General features: G+C 39.7%; 17 protein-coding genes. 13 read left to right on the top strand and 4 right to left on the bottom strand.

The features are described 5' to 3' along the window. The first annotated feature begins 594 nt into the window (after positions 1 to 594). Entirely contained in the window at positions 595 to 2,406 is a 1,812-nt protein-coding gene (gene sppA / locus O9290_RS23900) for a signal peptide peptidase SppA (protein ID WP_288055179.1), read from the top strand. A 57-nt stretch (positions 2,407 to 2,463) separates the two neighbouring features. After that, on the top strand, positions 2,464 to 4,623 hold the full coding sequence (locus O9290_RS23895; RefSeq protein WP_288087617.1) for a ComEC/Rec2 family competence protein: 2,160 nt from the start codon (positions 2,464 to 2,466) through the stop codon (positions 4,621 to 4,623). On the opposite strand, the gene O9290_RS23890 is transcribed toward O9290_RS23895, so the two are convergent. Beyond that, the gene (locus tag O9290_RS23890) at positions 4,613 to 5,143 is read right to left on the bottom strand and encodes a universal stress protein (RefSeq protein ID WP_002756585.1); all 531 of its coding nucleotides are present in this window, start codon (positions 5,141 to 5,143) and stop codon (positions 4,613 to 4,615) included. The genes O9290_RS23895 and O9290_RS23890 overlap by 11 nt on opposite strands. A gap of 536 nt (positions 5,144 to 5,679) precedes the next feature. Here O9290_RS23890 and O9290_RS23885 point away from each other — a divergent pair. The 3 genes from O9290_RS23885 (at position 5,680) to O9290_RS23875 (ending at position 7,803) form a co-directional block, all read left to right on the top strand. Continuing rightward, the gene (locus O9290_RS23885; protein ID WP_288087615.1) at positions 5,680 to 6,384 is read left to right on the top strand and encodes a phosphopantetheine-binding protein; all 705 of its coding nucleotides are present in this window, start codon (positions 5,680 to 5,682) and stop codon (positions 6,382 to 6,384) included. Positions 6,385 to 6,469: 85 nt separating this feature from the next. Then, positions 6,470 to 6,856: a hypothetical protein gene (locus O9290_RS23880; RefSeq protein WP_288059651.1), complete on the top strand. Its 387-nt coding sequence runs from the start codon at positions 6,470 to 6,472 to the stop codon at positions 6,854 to 6,856. A 2-nt stretch (positions 6,857 to 6,858) separates the two neighbouring features. Then, positions 6,859 to 7,803: an NAD(P)-dependent alcohol dehydrogenase gene (locus O9290_RS23875; protein ID WP_288059653.1), complete on the top strand. Its 945-nt coding sequence runs from the start codon at positions 6,859 to 6,861 to the stop codon at positions 7,801 to 7,803. A gap of 235 nt (positions 7,804 to 8,038) precedes the next feature. On the opposite strand, the gene O9290_RS23870 is transcribed toward O9290_RS23875, so the two are convergent. Further along, a complete protein-coding gene (locus O9290_RS23870) occupies positions 8,039 to 9,274 on the bottom strand; it encodes a bifunctional sterol desaturase/short chain dehydrogenase (protein ID WP_002756581.1) in 1,236 nt (411 codons plus the stop codon). 211 nt (positions 9,275 to 9,485) lie between these two features. On the opposite strand from O9290_RS23870, the gene O9290_RS23865 reads away from it, so the two are divergent. Continuing rightward, positions 9,486 to 10,913, top strand: a complete 1,428-nt coding sequence (locus O9290_RS23865) for a glycosyltransferase family 2 protein (protein WP_288059655.1) — start codon at positions 9,486 to 9,488, stop codon at positions 10,911 to 10,913. 138 nt (positions 10,914 to 11,051) lie between these two features. Here the strand turns inward: O9290_RS23865 and O9290_RS23860 are convergent, their stop codons facing one another. Then, positions 11,052 to 11,270, bottom strand: a complete 219-nt coding sequence (locus O9290_RS23860) for a hypothetical protein (RefSeq protein ID WP_288087613.1) — start codon at positions 11,268 to 11,270, stop codon at positions 11,052 to 11,054. 27 nt (positions 11,271 to 11,297) lie between these two features. Here O9290_RS23860 and O9290_RS23855 point away from each other — a divergent pair, with 27 nt between their 5' ends. Both O9290_RS23855 and O9290_RS23850 read left to right on the top strand, forming a co-directional pair. Then, positions 11,298 to 12,356: a DUF4351 domain-containing protein gene (locus tag O9290_RS23855; RefSeq protein ID WP_288054833.1), complete on the top strand. Its 1,059-nt coding sequence runs from the start codon at positions 11,298 to 11,300 to the stop codon at positions 12,354 to 12,356. Positions 12,357 to 12,378: 22 nt separating this feature from the next. Then, entirely contained in the window at positions 12,379 to 12,714 is a 336-nt protein-coding gene (locus O9290_RS23850) for a DUF4351 domain-containing protein (protein ID WP_288054835.1), read from the top strand. On the opposite strand, the gene O9290_RS23845 is transcribed toward O9290_RS23850, so the two are convergent. Beyond that, positions 12,686 to 12,946, bottom strand: coding sequence for a hypothetical protein (locus O9290_RS23845; protein WP_288054837.1), 261 nt, complete (start codon positions 12,944 to 12,946; stop codon positions 12,686 to 12,688). The two genes, O9290_RS23850 and O9290_RS23845, sit on opposite strands and share 29 nt — an antisense overlap. Before the next feature lie 27 nt (positions 12,947 to 12,973). Here O9290_RS23845 and O9290_RS23840 point away from each other — a divergent pair, with 27 nt between their 5' ends. The 5 genes from O9290_RS23840 (at position 12,974) to O9290_RS23820 (ending at position 15,590) form a co-directional block, all read left to right on the top strand. Continuing rightward, complete coding sequence (locus tag O9290_RS23840) at positions 12,974 to 13,930, top strand: DUF4351 domain-containing protein (protein WP_288054839.1); 957 nt, start codon at positions 12,974 to 12,976, stop codon at positions 13,928 to 13,930. Between the two features lie 168 nt (positions 13,931 to 14,098). Further along, positions 14,099 to 14,344 carry a UPF0175 family protein gene (locus tag O9290_RS23835; protein WP_002739258.1) on the top strand — a complete coding sequence of 82 codons (246 nt, stop codon included), beginning with the start codon at positions 14,099 to 14,101 and terminating at the stop codon, positions 14,342 to 14,344. Then, positions 14,341 to 14,838, top strand: a complete 498-nt coding sequence (locus tag O9290_RS23830) for a PIN domain-containing protein (protein WP_002756572.1) — start codon at positions 14,341 to 14,343, stop codon at positions 14,836 to 14,838. The genes O9290_RS23835 and O9290_RS23830 overlap by 4 nt, the downstream gene beginning before the upstream one ends. 172 nt (positions 14,839 to 15,010) lie before the next feature. Next, positions 15,011 to 15,334, top strand: coding sequence for a DUF4347 domain-containing protein (locus tag O9290_RS23825; protein ID WP_288054841.1), 324 nt, complete (start codon positions 15,011 to 15,013; stop codon positions 15,332 to 15,334). 19 nt (positions 15,335 to 15,353) lie between these two features. Then, entirely contained in the window at positions 15,354 to 15,590 is a 237-nt protein-coding gene (locus O9290_RS23820) for a hypothetical protein (RefSeq protein ID WP_409778107.1), read from the top strand. The last annotated feature ends 59 nt before the right edge of the window (positions 15,591 to 15,649 follow it).

Here is a 15,649-nt window from a genome sequence, read left to right as displayed (position 1 = left end):
CACACCCCACACCCCACACCCCACACCCTGCCCCCACGAAAAACTTTTTGCCGCAAACTCTAGATAGTCAACAGCTTATGACTGGTAGCATATAAAATGAAAATAACTTAAGTATTTATACTTAAGTGGGTGGGTGGAATTAAATATAAGATGAACGTAGGTTGGGTTGAAGCATGAAACCCAACGCCCGCATGGGTTACGCTACCGCTAACCCATCCTACAAATAATTGTGCCTCCCTACTTATGCTCTTGGGGTAGAAAAAGTGAGAAACTAAAAAAGTTCTCAAAAAATATTCAAGTCAAGAAAAATGTCAAAGATAGAAGTAACAAATCTAGACCACTTTTGTTCTAGAGCGAAAACAATTGACAAAAATCGCCGAATGTCTTTCTCTATAAGGGTTTCATCCCTCGAACCAATTTTTGCTTCCAAGCCAGCTAAACAAGATTTCTTTGACCGAATTTGGTTCTCTCGCATCCGTGTCTTAACCTGTCGGTGATTCACCAAGATGTGTCAGGCAGTCAGATAAAAAACTTGTTTCTGGGCGGGGAATCCCTACAATAGGAAACAGGATAATTAGTAGTAGATGAAAACCGATGGGTCAGTTTTTTAAACAAACTTTCGCTAGTTGCTTGGGAACTTTATTGGGATTATTGGTATTTTCGTCCCTAGGTGTGGGGGGATTAGCATTTTTACTGCTTTCTTTCCTGATTTCTAGCGATAGCTCCTCAGTTAAGGAAAAATCAGTCTTAGTTTTTAACTTAGCCACCAATATCAGCGATGCTCCCCCTAGTTCAAGTTTAGCCGATAGTTTGACCAGTGAGAGTCGGATCACTTTAAATTTGCGACAGGTGATAGCGGCGATCGAAAAGGCCGCCCTTGATGATAGTATTGTCGGTCTGTTACTCTACGGTCGCGGCACTGTCGGTGAATATGGCTATGCTACCCTGACGGAAGTGCGGCAAGCTTTGGCAAAATTTCGCCAATCGGGTAAAAAAATTATCGCCTACGATGTGGAATGGACGGAAAAGGAATATTATCTCGCTTCCGTTGCTGAAAAGGTGATTATTAATCCCGTGGGGAGAATGGAAATTAATGGTTTAAGTAGTCAACAAACCTTTTTTGCCGATGCACTAGAAAAATATGGTGTGGGGGTACAAGTGGTAAAAGTGGGTTCTTTTAAAGGTGCGGTGGAACCCTATACGCGTCAGGATTTAAGTGTCCAGAATCGTCAGCAGCTGCAAACCCTACTCGATACAATTTGGTCTAATTATAGTTCCACAGTGGCCAAAAGTCGCAATTTAACACCCCAACAGGTGCAAACTATTTCTGATACTCAAGGTATTCTGGAAGCAACCACAGCGAAAAAGGCGGGTTTTGTTGATGAAGTGGCCCATTTAGATCGAGTAATTGCTTTAGCAAAGGATTTGACAGGAGAAGCAAAAAATAAAACTAATCAGGAGGAAAACTCTGGCTCCTTTTCGCAAATTTCTTTAGCTAATTATGCTAGTTCTCTCGATGAGGAGGAAGATAGTAGCGATCAAATAGCGATAGTTTATGCAGAAGGGACAATCGTAGAAGGTCAGGGAGATAGAGGCGAAATCGGTGGGGATAAATTGGCGAAGGAATTGCGAAAATTACAAGGGAAGGAGGAGGTAAAAGCGGTAGTTTTGAGAATTAATAGTCCGGGGGGAAGTGCCACCGCTTCCGAGGTGATTCTGCGAGAAATTAAGCGTTTAGATGCGAAAAAACCAGTAATTATTTCTATGGGTGATGTGGCAGCTTCTGGGGGTTATTGGATTGCGATGGGTGGTCAAAGAATTTTTGCCGATAATGATACAATTACTGGTTCGATCGGTGTGTTTGGATTATTGTTAAATATCCGGAAGATTGCTAATAATAATGGCATCGATTGGGATACGGTTAAAACTGGACAATTAGCCGATCTATCTACTATTACCAGACCGAAAAATCCCCAAGAATTAGAAATTTATCAAGCGGCAGTTAATCGGTTCTATGATTTATTTATCGAGACGGTAGCCAAGGGGCGAAAATTATCCCCAGACAAGGTAAGAACTGTGGCCCAAGGTCGCGTCTGGACGGGAAAAGATGCGGTTAAAATTGGTTTAGTTGATCAAATCGGTGGTCTAGAAGCGGCAGTACAATACGCAGCCAAAACAGCTAAATTAGGAGATGATTGGAGTCTTAAAGAATATCCTCGATCGCAAAGTTGGCAAGAAGAACTTGTCTCTAATTTCTTGCAAACCTATCTTCCTCCTCTAACTAAAAATAATCACCCTTTGACGCAGGAATGGCAAAATTTTCAGCAGGAATTATTGAAGTTACCTACATTTAACGATCCCCATAGTGTTTATGCTAAGTTACTTTTTAATCTCGATTTTCGCTGATACTTAGGTAAAAATAATGCCCGCTAATTCTGAAATTATTTGACGACAAAAATTTCTATGAATCGCCCTAATAGCGTTATTCTCGGTTTAGCCTATATTTTGGGATTGTTATCTACAGGTCTGGTAGATTTTAGTCCCCAGTTAAACCGATGGCAAGAAGTGGTAATTAGAATTGTTATTATCAGTCTAATTACCCTATTAACCACGATTTTTATCCGTCGTTTTTGGTGGCAAAGTCCCCCTAGAAAAATTTGGCTGATGGGGGGATTAATAGCTATATTTGCCGTTGTTTATCTAGAAATTCGCACTCCTTACCCCACCGCAAATGATATCAGTCATCTTTTAAAAAATAATGTGGTTAACTCTATTAAAATCACGGGCAGTATTATATCAGAAATTCGTCTCAATCGCCGAGAAAATTTACAATTTTGGTTAGAAGTAAAAGAATTTAGCCTCAAGAATTTACCGACAGAAAAATCCACGGGTAAACTCTACGTTACTTTACCAAATCTAGCAGAAAATCAGGTTTATCCCAGACAAGAAATAACAATTAAAGGATTACTTTATCGTCCCCGTCGTGCGAATAATCCCAATGCTTTTGACTTTGCTAATTATCTGGCGCGTCAGGGTGCTTTTGCTGGTTTAAAAGGGGAAATAATTATCGATAAAAAATCACCAAATTGGGGAGTTTGGCAGATTCGTCAGCGCATTGTTGAGGCACAAATTCAAAGACTAGGCCAGGAAAAAGGGACTTTATTAAGTTCGATTACCCTCGGACGACAAGCGGTTAATTTGCCAGCAAAAATCACTGATTTATTTATTAAAACTGGATTAGCTCACATTTTAGCAGCTTCTGGCTTTCATGTGGCTATTTTGTTGGGATTTGTTTTAACTATTACTCGCAATTTATCCCCCAAACAACAGTTTATTATTGCCCTTACTATCTTAATAATTTACGGCACTTTAACTGGGTTACAACCTTCAGTGCTGCGGGCGATTTTGATGGGAATTGGGGCATTAATCGGTCTGCTTTATAATCGAAAAGTTAATAGTTTAGGATCCCTGTTACTAGCGGCTACAATTCTATTATTATGGCAACCTCTCTGGATTTGGGATTTAGGATTTCAGTTAAGTTTTTTAGCGACTTTGGGATTAATTATTACCGTTCCTTTGCTGAAAAATAAAATTGACTATTTACCTAATTTAATCGCTGAACCTATAGCTATTAGTCTAGCTGCTAGTCTCTGGACTATGCCTTTATTAATGTTTACCTTTAACTCGATCGCTCTTTATAATATCCCCATTAATATTATCACAACTCCCCTAGTTACCCTGATTAGTTTAGGAGGAGTTTTTACGGCCTTTTTAGGCTTAATTTATCCCCCTTTGGGCAGTATCAGCGCTAGTATTCTCTATTACCCTCTAGAGTTATTACTGCAAATTACCACCTTTTTTAGTCTGCTTCCTTTTAGTACCTACTCCACAGGTAAATTATCTTTAGGAGTGATGTTAATTATTTATATTTGCCTTACCTTAATCTGCTTTAATATCTGGTTTCGTCAACGGTGGCATTTAGTCAGTTTATTTATCCTCACTTTAATTTTAATACCGATTATTTATCAGCATTTAACTTTAACTCAGGTGACAGTTTTAGCCACCAAATCGCAACCGGTAATAATTATTCAAAATCAAGGAAATACTCTCTTAATTAATGGGGAGGAACCCGCAACAGCACGTTATACAGTTTTGCCCTTTTTGCGACAGGAGGGAATTAATCAAATACAAAGAGCAATAACCGTCAATAATTCGGCGCAATTCTCAACTATCAGTGAGGACATACCGATTCAAAAAACTATTAATTTATCCCAGTTAGAAAAATTTAATCTCGGCGAAATTACTGGACAATTGATCGAGAAAAATTTATTTAAATTTCAGGTAAAAAATCAATCTTGGCTATGGATTATCAACCCGAAAATTCCCGTTAATTTATCCCAAGAATTCAGCCCCCTAGTGTTATTATGGCAGGGAAGCAATCTAGATAAACAATGGTTAGAGTCCATTCGACCACAAACAGCGATCGCTGTCACTAACAATCTCTCCCGTAATGCCAGAAATCAACTGAGAAAGGCCCGGATTAAGACTTACTGGACCGGGAGAGATGGAGCGATTCAATGGACAGCAAAAAATGGATTTCAACCCTTTCTAATTAACGAGTGATGTGTACCACCAAAACCGAACAGGGAGCATGATGCACTACATAATTACTGACACTACCTAAGATTAACTCAGATAAACCCGATCGACCGTGACGACCAACAATAATTAAATCTATCCCTTCTTGCTGGGCAACTTGACAAATTTTCTGGCCCGGATCACCGATATAATAATCAGCCCGGGCTATGATATTATCCTCCTTAGCTCGATCGACTAAACCGTTTAACCAAGCTTGTAATTCCGCTTGCATTTCTTCGGTGATTTGTTGTTCTAAGGCGATCATATCGGGGGGATAACCGCCACCATAACCGATCAGATTACCATAAATAAAAGTTTCCGTGTAGGGAGTCAAAGGTTTAGACAGACTATAAATAATCCGCAACTCACTAGCGTAGGTTTTCGCTAAGAGAATAGCCGTATTCAATACCTCTGGAGTGACATCTTGATAATCCACAGCCACGAGAATTTTATTATAGAGTTTGTTGGTATCCCGATCGACTGAGAGTGTTTCCGTATTATTCATCGAATTAACCTCCTCGATAGCAGATAAAGTCAGGGTTGAAGTTAATCTTTTTTCCCACCGGCTGCCAGCAATACCCTGGGGAAATAGCCAAAAATTGCTGAAAGCTGATGACTGATAGTTGACGCTCCCCTACCTCTAGTGTGACATTTTTCGGATGATGTAGCTAAATCCCCAAAAAAATTAACAATTTGGGGAGACTCCGAGACGATACCCTAGGGTTGATTCAAGGTAGGGTTGATTCAAGGTAGGGTTGATTCAAGGTAGGGTTGATTCAAGGTAGGGTTGATTCAAGGTAGGGTTGATTCAAGGTAGGGTTGATTCATGAATCAACCCTACCCAAACCCCGGAGCGCATTAGCTTTTCGGTGGGATGCTTACAGCCAGATGCTGATACATTTGTAATCATCTAAGAGTCACCGATAATTGCTGATTGTCGGTATTTCTGCAAATGTGAGATGCACCCCTAGATTTTTTAGAAAAGTATTTATCTTAAGATACAATATGGTTGAGATTTTTTGCAGCAGAGGATCTAGTCGAATGAATGAAGATAGCAAAAATTATGAGATGCAAATTCTGGCAATGATGATCAATCAGTATTTGGATGATATGGTATCTCTGAGTGAAGAAAAATTAAACCAGCTAGAAGCAAACCGCGATCAGATTGTTTGGGATTTAGCCACAAGAATTTACAAGGAAAGTGGTCATAAAGTAGAATTTCATATAATACGAAACTTAATTAATTCTAGAATTGAAGTTATGAGATATCAGTTATTTTTCAGTCAATCCAGTCTATTGGAATCAAGGAGAATCAATGAAGAGAAAGCTATTAAAATAGCAGAACAAAAAGCTAATGCTGTTATTAACGATAAAAACAATGATGATACCGAGAAAATAACGTCACAAGACAATGAACGAAAACTGGCAATTTTTATCAAAGTTCAAGAGATAATTAGTGATCAATTAGATGTGGAAAAGTCTGAGATACATATTGATGATGAACTATTTTATTTAAAATCTAAGGAAACCCTCAGTAGTTATAGTTCTTATAGCTTTTATAGTTCTTATAGTTCTTGTAGTAATGGTTTATTAGTCTCAAATTGGGGAGGAGATAAATTTGATACGATTGAATTAATCATGGCTTTAGAAGAAGAATTCGATCTTGAACTTTCAGAAGAAAAATGCCAAGAATTTACAACAGTGAAAAAGCTAGTTGATTATCTGGCTGAAAATTTAGGCAAGTAACAATATTAATTTTTACGAAAATATCTCAAGTTATCAGCCAAATATAGCTATAATCCAATTAGAGCGAGTTCTAAACCAACAACTTATGATTAGTCGCTACATTGTCGCATGGCTACCGATGATCGTAATAGGAGTTAGTAACGGTATCCTCCGAGAAACCACCTACGGAAAACATCTCGATGAACTGCGCGCCCATCAAATTTCTACCCTGACAGGAATCCTCTTTTTTAGTCTTTATATTGGCGCTCTTGTCTATTTTTTGGGTCTAGAATCCTCCGGTCAAGCAATTACCATCGGTTTAATTTGGTTACTATTAACAGTGGGTTTTGAGTTTCTGTTCGGCCATTTTATCGCCGGTCACTCTTGGTCAAGATTAGGGCAAGATTATAATCTTTTAGCGGGACGAGTTTGGATTTTGGTTCTCTTGGTCATTACTTTTGCTCCTCTACTATTTTATCAACTTTTTTCTTAATTATGAAAGCTATTATCATTAATCGCTATGGCGATAGTAATGTTCTCCAATACATAGACATAGAAAAGCCAATTCCCCAAGCTAAGGAAGTCTTAATTAAGATTATGGCAGCGGGAATTAATCCGATTGATTGGAAGATTCGTCGGGGAATGCTCAAAATAGCCACAGGTAATAAATTTCCCCTGCAATTAGGTTTTGATTATGGGGGAATTATCGTTGAAAAAGGTAGTCAGGTGGAACAATTCCAGAGCGGAGATGAGGTTTTTGGTTTTCTCAATCAATTACCCGGTAGAACCTATGCTGAATATGCAATTATTCCCGCTTCCCTGTTAGTTAAAAAACCGCATAATCAGAGTTTTATTGAAGCTGCCGCCACTCCTTTAGCTGCTTCTACCGCTTTGCAAGTCTTGCGAGATTTTGGCAATATTCAAGCAGGAAATCGGATTTTAGTTAATGGTGCATCGGGAGGAGTGGGTAGCTTTGCCGTACAGATAGGGAAAATTTTCTCCGCAGAAGTAGATGGAGTTTGTAGTAGTAAAAATATCGATTATGTCACCTCTTTAGGAGCAGATAAAGTTATCGATTATACCCAAGAAGATTGGAGAAAAACTGAGCAGAAATATGATATAATCTTCGATGCTGTGGCTAAGTCTTCTTTTTGGCACTGTCGTCAGCTTTTAAAACCCCAAGGCACCTATATAACCACCCTCCCAAATCCCGGAATTATCTTCCTAAATTATCTCGGTGCTTGGTTGCCCCAAAAAGGGAAACTGATATTTTTTGCTCAAGCACAAGCGTCTGACTGGCAATTTCTCAAAGAAGCGATCGAATCGGGAAAATTAACTGTTAGAATCGATCGCACCTATACTTTTTCCCAGGTGGTAGAAGCTCATAATTATAGTGAATCGGAAAGAGTGCGCGGAAAAATAGTCCTGATCCCCGATTAAGGATAAATAGTTAGGGTTTGCTGAATAAATCTGAAAACCTTGTTGGGTAACACTTTTAGACCTTTTGTCAATCAAAAAGTACCAGATATGGGAGTGATCGGGGGGAAAATCCCTGGACTTTTTCCCTGAAAATTAGGTAATTAACCCCCTGAAAATGGGTAAAACCCTACACCCCACACCCCACACCCCACACCCTGTCCCCACCAACAAACTTTTTGCTGCAAACCCTAAATAGTTAGGGATTTTCCCGATTTTTTGGGGAACGAGTAAATAGTTTTAAGTAAGTAGAAACAGAGAATTCCTTAATTGGGAAGGTGATAAAAGTCAAGGGATTAATAGTAATAATAATATTGCGGCTATCCCTCTGTACCGCCTTGATAATCTGTTTAGCCACCCAATCGGCGGACATAATACCCAGAGGATTTAAATTACTCTTAAAAGGGCCAAGAATTAGCTTTCTTACCACACAGGGGGCATCTAAACGACGCAGGGTAATCATATCACCGATCGCTCGTTTACTGAGTTCGTAGAGGGGACTAAAGGCAGGATTAACCTCTGCTTCCGAGGTATTCACCCAGACTTCCTTGCGGGCAATTTGCTCGTTAGTGCGGACAGTTTTGAAGAATAATTCCATTAAACGCCAGACGGAAAAAGTATTCACTTGGTAGGCTAATTCGATCGCTTCTGGGGTTCTTTGGCCGTGGACATTAACGCCATGATTTAAAATCAGTATATCTACAGACCTAAATAAGTCCTCAAGTTGCGTTTCTTCACCGATTTGCCATTTCACGGTTTTTACAGGTACTGATTCGCCGTTAATTTCAATAGCGATCGCATTCTCCCTGGAAGTGAGCGCGATTACCTTAGCTCCTTTCAGTTGTAGGTACTTTAACAGCGATCGCCCTAAGGTTCCATTCGCTCCGGTAATGGCGATCGTTTTACCCTTAAGAGAAAGTGCCGTCCCCATCAATTTATCCATAAAGGTGAAAGTTCCACAATAATAAGCCTTTTGGTTATCAAAATGGTGTCGCCAGTGGTAGGTACGATTAACGCGCCATTGAGCCGGTAAACTCTCAAATTGCCCCGGACGATGGGTTAAATCGGTTAATTCCTCCAGATTGGCGATGCCTAAACCTCGACCGATCGCCGTACTGAGAAAAGTCAAAGTATAAAGGGAACCTAACCAACCCAACCAAGGGCGATCGAACCCCCAAGAGTAGGCCAGTAGTACAGGTAAAACACTGGCAGCCAACATCACCAAGGCCTCTGGTACATCATTGTACCAGTGCGCCCGACGATAAATTTCCTCGCTCATTACCGACAGATCGGGACGAAAAACCCGATGATGCCAGACGTGCAGACGATAAAGGGGCTGCCAATGGTGGGCCAGAGCATGATAGCTATCACGCACGATCTCCACCCAAATAATTGAGCCACAAATCAGTCCGACACAGAGGAGCAGGTTTGACATAGGGGATAAATGTTAAATTTTCTCAACGAATGTAAACAGAGCAATCTTAGCCGAAAAAGCGCATTTATCGGGCAAAAAAAACCAATAGCCTGAAAAACTAGGGTTTCTTTCCCGAAAAAACTTAAGATTCTGTTAAAAATTTTAACAATTTTCGGTAAAATAAAGCAAGAAACAAGCGTCTACTGGAACAGTTACTTAACCTGAGTCGATTATGGCAGAAAATTATTGGTCGCGAGAGGATGATAACGAAGAATTAGACCCGATTGGTTCCCTCCTATCTGACTGGTCCGATCCCGAAGATGAGGAGGACGAATTTAGGAGCGAAATTTTTCAAGGCCGATCGGGACGCAGACAGAAAGCGGCTTTTAGCCTCATGGCGATCTGGACAATAATTATCGGACTTCATTGGCTTAGTTGGGGTTATTGGGCAATTATCGCCTTAACTATGGTACTATCGGGGCAAGCTTTGCGGCTGCTGTTCACCAAACCAGAAACGCCGCCAATTCCCTTACTGGATAAGGATTTAGCCTCTGTACCTAGGGTGTCCCTCTTAGTAGCGGCCAAAAATGAAGAAACCGTAATCACGAAACTGGTTAATTATCTCTGTCATCTAGACTATCCCCAAGATAAGTTAGAAGTTTGGATCGTCGATGACTATAGTACCGATAACACCGGTGCAATTCTCGATCGCCTTGCTTTAGAATATCCCCAATTACAAATTCTCCATCGTCCTGCTAATGCCGGAGGTGGCAAATCCGGCGCCTTGAATCAGGTTTTATCCCTGACTAACGGGGAAATTATCGGCGTATTCGATGCCGATGCGGGATTATCCGCCGATTTACTGCGTCATGTCGTCCCAATGTTCGACGATCGAGAAGTAGGTGCGGTACAGGTGCGAAAAGCGATCGCCAATGCCGCCGAAAACTTCTGGACAAAGGGACAAGCGGTAGAAATGATCTTTGATAGTTGTTTCCAACAGCAACGGATCGCAGTGGGAGGGATCGGAGAATTGCGCGGAAATGGTCAATTTGTCCGACGTAGTGCCTTAAATCGTTGCGGGGGTTGGAATGAACAAACGATCACCGACGATCTTGATTTAACTATTCGTCTCCATATCGATAATTGGAAAATTAATATCTTAAATTTTCCCGCAGTAGCGGAAGAAGGGGTGACAACTGCGATCGCTTTATGGCATCAGCGCAATCGTTGGGCCGAAGGTGGTTTTCAGCGTTATCTCGACTATTGGAAAGCGATTTTAAAGTCTCCCATGCCTTGGCCGAAAAAGTTTGATTTAATTGCTTTTTTGATCGTTCAATATATCTTACCTGCGGCCGCTATTCCCGATCTTTTAATCACTATTACCCAGCATCAAGCTCCGATTTTAACTCCTTTAACTGGTTTGGCTCTTTCCCTTTCTCTCTGGGGGATGGTGACAGGATTAATCCGAGTTAATACGGGTAAAAAATTCACTTTCGCTCTTGGTTTGGACATCCTTGCTCAAACCATTCGCGGCATGATTTATATGATGCACTGGTTTATTATTATTCCCAGTGTCAGCCTGCGGATGGCTTTGCGTCCTAAACGTTTAAAATGGGTGAAAACCGTTCATCTGGGGGAACATCTCAGCGCCGAAGTTTAATTTTCGAGGATAGACTCCCAAAACTTTGGACTTATCAGGACTGAAATCCCATGTCAGTAAAGGTTACAGCCTTTGGAAACCCCTTTGGGAAAAATTTCCAATTTCCTTAATCATGCTTGCTACCAATAATGTGTTAATTTAGATACAGAATTGAATTCCGTGACAGCACTGGGGTGGCGAAAAGCGCTCGCTCCAGTTTTTTTTCTCGAGAAAACGGGTTTCTTCAAGAAACCCGTTTTCTGTAGTTTTTTTTGCGGGAAGCATCCCCCTCTCCTCGTAGGTTAAGGGGGTGAGATCATAACAATCCGTTGCCAAAACCGACTTTTCAGAATACAATAGAGAAGAGTAGTCATTCATCACTCAGATTAGTTAAGATGATATTACATGACTAATAATATTGACCACGATCGCTTATTTAAGGAGTTAATCTCCACCTTTTTTATCGAATTTATTGAGTTATTTTTTCCTCAATTGATAGATTATTTAGATAGGGACTCGATTACTTTTTTAGACAAAGAAGTATTTACCGATGTCACGGAAGGAGAAAGACATGAAAGCGATTTAGTCGCACAGGTTAAGTTTCGCGGAAAAGAATCGTTTTTTCTGATTCATCTGGAGGCGCAGGAAAGTTCCCGAAAGTGGTTTAACCGGCGAATGTTTACTTATTTTGCTCGCTTTCATGAGAAATTTGTCTTACCGATTTATCCGATTGTAATTTTTTCTTATTCAAAGCCAAAAAGAGCAGCGATTAGTCAATATGTAGTCGATTTTCCCGATTTTAAGGTGTTAGAATTTAACTATCAAGTAGTGCAGTTAAATCGATTAAATTGGCGAGATTTTCTCAATCAACCGAATCCGGTTGCTTCAGCTTTGATGGCCAAGATGAACATTGCCGAGAAAGAGCGAGCAAAAGTTAAGGCGGAATGTCTGCGCTTGTTAATTACTTTAAAGTTAAATCCTGCAAAAATGCAATTAATTTCTGGATTTATTGATACTTATCTCAATCTAAATCCGGTCGAAGAGATACAATTTCAACAAGAGATTAGCACATTTAGTCAACCCGTACAGGAGGGAGTTATGCAAATTACCACCAGTTGGATGCGTCAAGGTATCGAACTAGGTATTGAACAAGGTATCGAACTAGGTATCGAACGCGGTATCGAACAAGGTATTGAACGCGGTATTGAACGCGGTATCGAACAAGGTATTGAACAAGGTATTGAACGCGGTATCGAACAAGGTATTGAACAAGGTATCGAACAAGGTATTGAACGCGAAAAGACATTGATTCTTCGTCAACTTAAACGAAAGTTAGGGGAGATTAATCCTTCATTGGAAACTAAAATTATGGAGTTAAGTATTGATGATGTAGAAGCATTAGGAGAAGCTTTATTCGATTTCTCTACGGTTGAAGATTTAATCAATTGGTTAAATACTTTATAATGCTTGTAATTTCGAGGGAGTTATGCAAATTACCACCAGTTGGATGCGTCAAGGTATTGAACTAGGTATTGAACAAGGTATTGAACAAGGTATCGAACAAGGTATTGAACAAGGTATCGAACAAGGTATCGAACGCGGTATCGAACAAGGTATCGAACAAGGTATTGAACAAGGTATTGAACGGGAAAAGACATTGATTCTTCGTCAAATTAAACGCAAGTTAGGGGAGATTAATCCTTCATTGGAAACTAAAATTATGGAGTTAAGTATTGATGATGTAGAAGTATTAGGAGAAGCTTTATTCGATTTCTCTACGGTTGAAGATTTAATCAATTGGTTAAATACTTTAACTGCCTAGCTTTGACGTTAGCGATCGCATCTTCGCAACAACCCGCTAAAATTGTCATTATCAGGGAGTAATTGAGAACCACAGAAAACGGGTTTCTCGGAGAAACCCGTTTTCTGAACTTCTGGAGAAAGGTTAACACGGAAAGTATCCCCCTCTCCTCGTAAGTTAAGGGGGTAAGGTCATAACAATCCGTTGCCAAAACCGACTTTTCAGAATACAATACAGAAGAGTAGTCATTCATCACTCAGATTAGTTAAGATGATATTACATGACTAATAATATTGACCATGATCGCTTATTTAAGGAGTTAATCTCTACCTTTTTTATCGAATTTATTGAGTTGTTTTTCCCTCAATTGATCGATTATTTAGATAGGGACTCGATTACTTTTTTAGACAAAGAAGTATTTACCGATGTCACCGAAGGAGAAAGGTATGAAAGCGATTTAGTCGCACAAGTTAAGTTTCGAGGAAAAGAATCTTTTTTTCTGATTCATGTGGAGGCGCAGGAAAGTTCCCGCCAGTGGTTTAATCGGCGAATGTTTACTTATTTTGCTCGCTTTCATGAGAAATTTGTCTTACCGATTTATCCGATTGTAATTTTTTCTTATTCAAAGCCAAAAAGAGAAGCGATTAGTCAATATGTAGTCGATTTTCCCGATTTTAAGGTGTTAGAATTTAACTATCAAGTAGTGCAGTTAAATCGATTAAATTGGCGAGATTTTCTTAATCAACCGAATCCGGTTGCTTCAGCTTTGATGGCGAAGATGAACATTGCCGAGAAAGAGCGAGCCAAGGTAAAAGCGGAATGTCTGCGCTTGTTAATTACTTTAAAGTTAAATCCTGCAAAAATGCAATTAATTTCTGGATTTATTGATACATATCTCAATCTAAATCCAGTGGAAGAGAGACAATTTCAAGAAGAGATTAGCACATTTAGTCAACCCGTACAGGAGGGAGTTATGCAAATTACCACCAGTTGGATGCGTCAAGGTATTGAACAAGGTATCGAACAAGGTATTGAACAAGGTATCGAACAAGGTATTGAACGGGAAAAGACATTGATTCTTCGTCAACTTAAACGCAAGTTAGGGGAGATTAATCCTTCATTGGAAACTAAAATCATGCAGTTAAGTATTGATGATGTTGAAGTATTAGGAGAAGCTTTATTCGATTTCTCTACGGTTGAAGATTTAATCAATTGGTTAAATACTTTAACTGCCTAGGTTTGACGTTAGCGCTCGCATCTTCGCCATGACAAGGGGTAAGATTGCTTCGGAGAGGGAATTTCAGTTAACAGTTAACAGTTAGAAGTGAGGTCTGCCAAAGGGAATTGACAGACCGCAAAACCTAGGATAGCATTTGTATAATTCTTATCAAAATACGGAGAAAATATGACTCTAGTTATTTCCCAAGAAGTGATTAAAGCAAGTGGTTTATCAGAGGATGAACTGTTGAAGGAAATTGTTGTTATGTTATTCCAACAAGATAAGATTAGCTTAGGAAAAGCAAGTGAGTTATTAGGTATTAATCAAATAAAGTTTCAACGGATGCTTTCTGAACGAGGAATTTGTATTCACTATGATGTTGCTGAGTTTCAGCAAGATATTAAGCATTTAAAAGAGAAAGGTTGGCTATGATTATTATTAGCGATACTTCTCCTCTCAGCAGTCTTGCTCTTGTTGGTTATCTGTCAATCTTAAAAGATATTTATACTAATGTTGTTATTCCCCAAGCAGTTGCCAATGAATTAGCCAATTTAACTGAGGAAGATATCCGCATTAAAGCGATAATTTCTCTGAACTGGATACAGGTTAAACAAGCCGCTAATTTGGAACTTGTGGCTTGTTTGAGGAATGAATATAATTTAGATCTTGGCGAAGCAGAAGCAATCGCTCTTGCCTTAGAATTAAAAGCAGATGAATTGTTAATTGATGAGCGTCTTGGACGGAGGGAGGCTGTGCGTTTGGGGCTGTCAATTACGGGGGTTCTAGGAGTTCTTTTAATCGCTAAAAATAGAGGATTGATTGCTAAGGTTCAACCCATAATCGATGCTCTAATACTCCAAGCAAATTTTCGCATCAGTCGTCAACTTTATGAGGAGGTTTTGCAAACGGCAAATGAATTAGATTAAGTTGTGATTTTAGAAAACGGGTTTCTGCGAGAAACTATTTAGAAAACCCGTTTTCTTGTTCCTTTGAGAAACCCGGTTTCTTGTAATCAATGTTAATTTTTGTTATATCCCCCTTGAAAAATTCGGGATTCTTTGCATAAAATAGTCGAAGTCATCCTTTGCGGTTAATGTCATGACTGCTACCCTTTTGCCGGGCTTTCCTGCTGTTGACGATGTTTTGTTCAATTTCGCTCAATCTGATGGCTTGAGTCAAGCTAATCGGGTGGATAGTGCGAGAAATCAGCGTTTAACCGCTACCTTAGTTTTCCTCGATGCTGGTGTTAGCGATTATCAAAGTCTCCAAGCTGGGGTAATTCCAGAAGTCGCCACGGTTATTCTCTCTCCCAACGAAGACGGAATCGAACAAATCACCGCTTTTTTACCACAAAATCCCCAGATTACCACCACCACCTCTATTATTAAATCGGTGCGTTACGCTATCGCGCTTCACCCCTAAGAGTAAGCGGACAACTCAAATGAACCAAACAACAGCCAATTATGATGAACCCTGGAAAGAAGCATTAAGCGAGTATTTTGAAGCGTTTTTACATTTCTTTTTTCCTGAAGTTCACCAATTGATTGATTGGACAAAAATTCCCGAATCCCTAGAAAAAGAACTCAAACGGATTACCGCTTCAGCAAGGACAAAAAAACGTTTTGCTGACAAACTCTATTCAGTTATCAGTTATCAGTTATCAGTTATCAGTGACTAATTGGAAGCAAGTAGCAATCCCTTTGCTATAATAGTCATGGCACACCTGAAAACAAAAGC

It is taken from the genome of Microcystis sp. LE19-41.2A (assembly GCF_027530405.1).
Taxonomy (GTDB): Bacteria; Cyanobacteriota; Cyanobacteriia; order Cyanobacteriales; family Microcystaceae; genus Microcystis; species Microcystis aeruginosa.
This window is presented reverse-complemented; position numbering and strand designations above follow the sequence as displayed.

Excerpts from the sequence above, each read along its gene's own strand:
- sppA (WP_288055179.1), top strand. The coding sequence starts at position 595 with ATGGGTCAGTTTTTTAAACAAACTTTCGCTAGTTGCTTGGGAACTTTA.
- O9290_RS23895 (WP_288087617.1), top strand. The coding sequence starts at position 2,464 with ATGAATCGCCCTAATAGCGTTATTCTCGGTTTAGCCTATATTTTGGGA.
- O9290_RS23890 (WP_002756585.1), bottom strand. The coding sequence starts at position 5,143 with ATGAATAATACGGAAACACTCTCAGTCGATCGGGATACCAACAAACTC.
- O9290_RS23885 (WP_288087615.1), top strand. The coding sequence starts at position 5,680 with ATGAATGAAGATAGCAAAAATTATGAGATGCAAATTCTGGCAATGATG.
- O9290_RS23880 (WP_288059651.1), top strand. The coding sequence starts at position 6,470 with ATGATTAGTCGCTACATTGTCGCATGGCTACCGATGATCGTAATAGGA.
- O9290_RS23875 (WP_288059653.1), top strand. The coding sequence starts at position 6,859 with ATGAAAGCTATTATCATTAATCGCTATGGCGATAGTAATGTTCTCCAA.
- O9290_RS23870 (WP_002756581.1), bottom strand. The coding sequence starts at position 9,274 with ATGTCAAACCTGCTCCTCTGTGTCGGACTGATTTGTGGCTCAATTATT.
- O9290_RS23865 (WP_288059655.1), top strand. The coding sequence starts at position 9,486 with ATGGCAGAAAATTATTGGTCGCGAGAGGATGATAACGAAGAATTAGAC.
- O9290_RS23860 (WP_288087613.1), bottom strand. The coding sequence starts at position 11,270 with ATGAATGACTACTCTTCTCTATTGTATTCTGAAAAGTCGGTTTTGGCA.
- O9290_RS23855 (WP_288054833.1), top strand. The coding sequence starts at position 11,298 with ATGACTAATAATATTGACCACGATCGCTTATTTAAGGAGTTAATCTCC.
- O9290_RS23850 (WP_288054835.1), top strand. The coding sequence starts at position 12,379 with ATGCAAATTACCACCAGTTGGATGCGTCAAGGTATTGAACTAGGTATT.
- O9290_RS23845 (WP_288054837.1), bottom strand. The coding sequence starts at position 12,946 with ATGAATGACTACTCTTCTGTATTGTATTCTGAAAAGTCGGTTTTGGCA.
- O9290_RS23840 (WP_288054839.1), top strand. The coding sequence starts at position 12,974 with ATGACTAATAATATTGACCATGATCGCTTATTTAAGGAGTTAATCTCT.
- O9290_RS23835 (WP_002739258.1), top strand. The coding sequence starts at position 14,099 with ATGACTCTAGTTATTTCCCAAGAAGTGATTAAAGCAAGTGGTTTATCA.
- O9290_RS23830 (WP_002756572.1), top strand. The coding sequence starts at position 14,341 with ATGATTATTATTAGCGATACTTCTCCTCTCAGCAGTCTTGCTCTTGTT.
- O9290_RS23825 (WP_288054841.1), top strand. The coding sequence starts at position 15,011 with ATGACTGCTACCCTTTTGCCGGGCTTTCCTGCTGTTGACGATGTTTTG.
- O9290_RS23820 (WP_409778107.1), top strand. The coding sequence starts at position 15,354 with ATGAACCAAACAACAGCCAATTATGATGAACCCTGGAAAGAAGCATTA.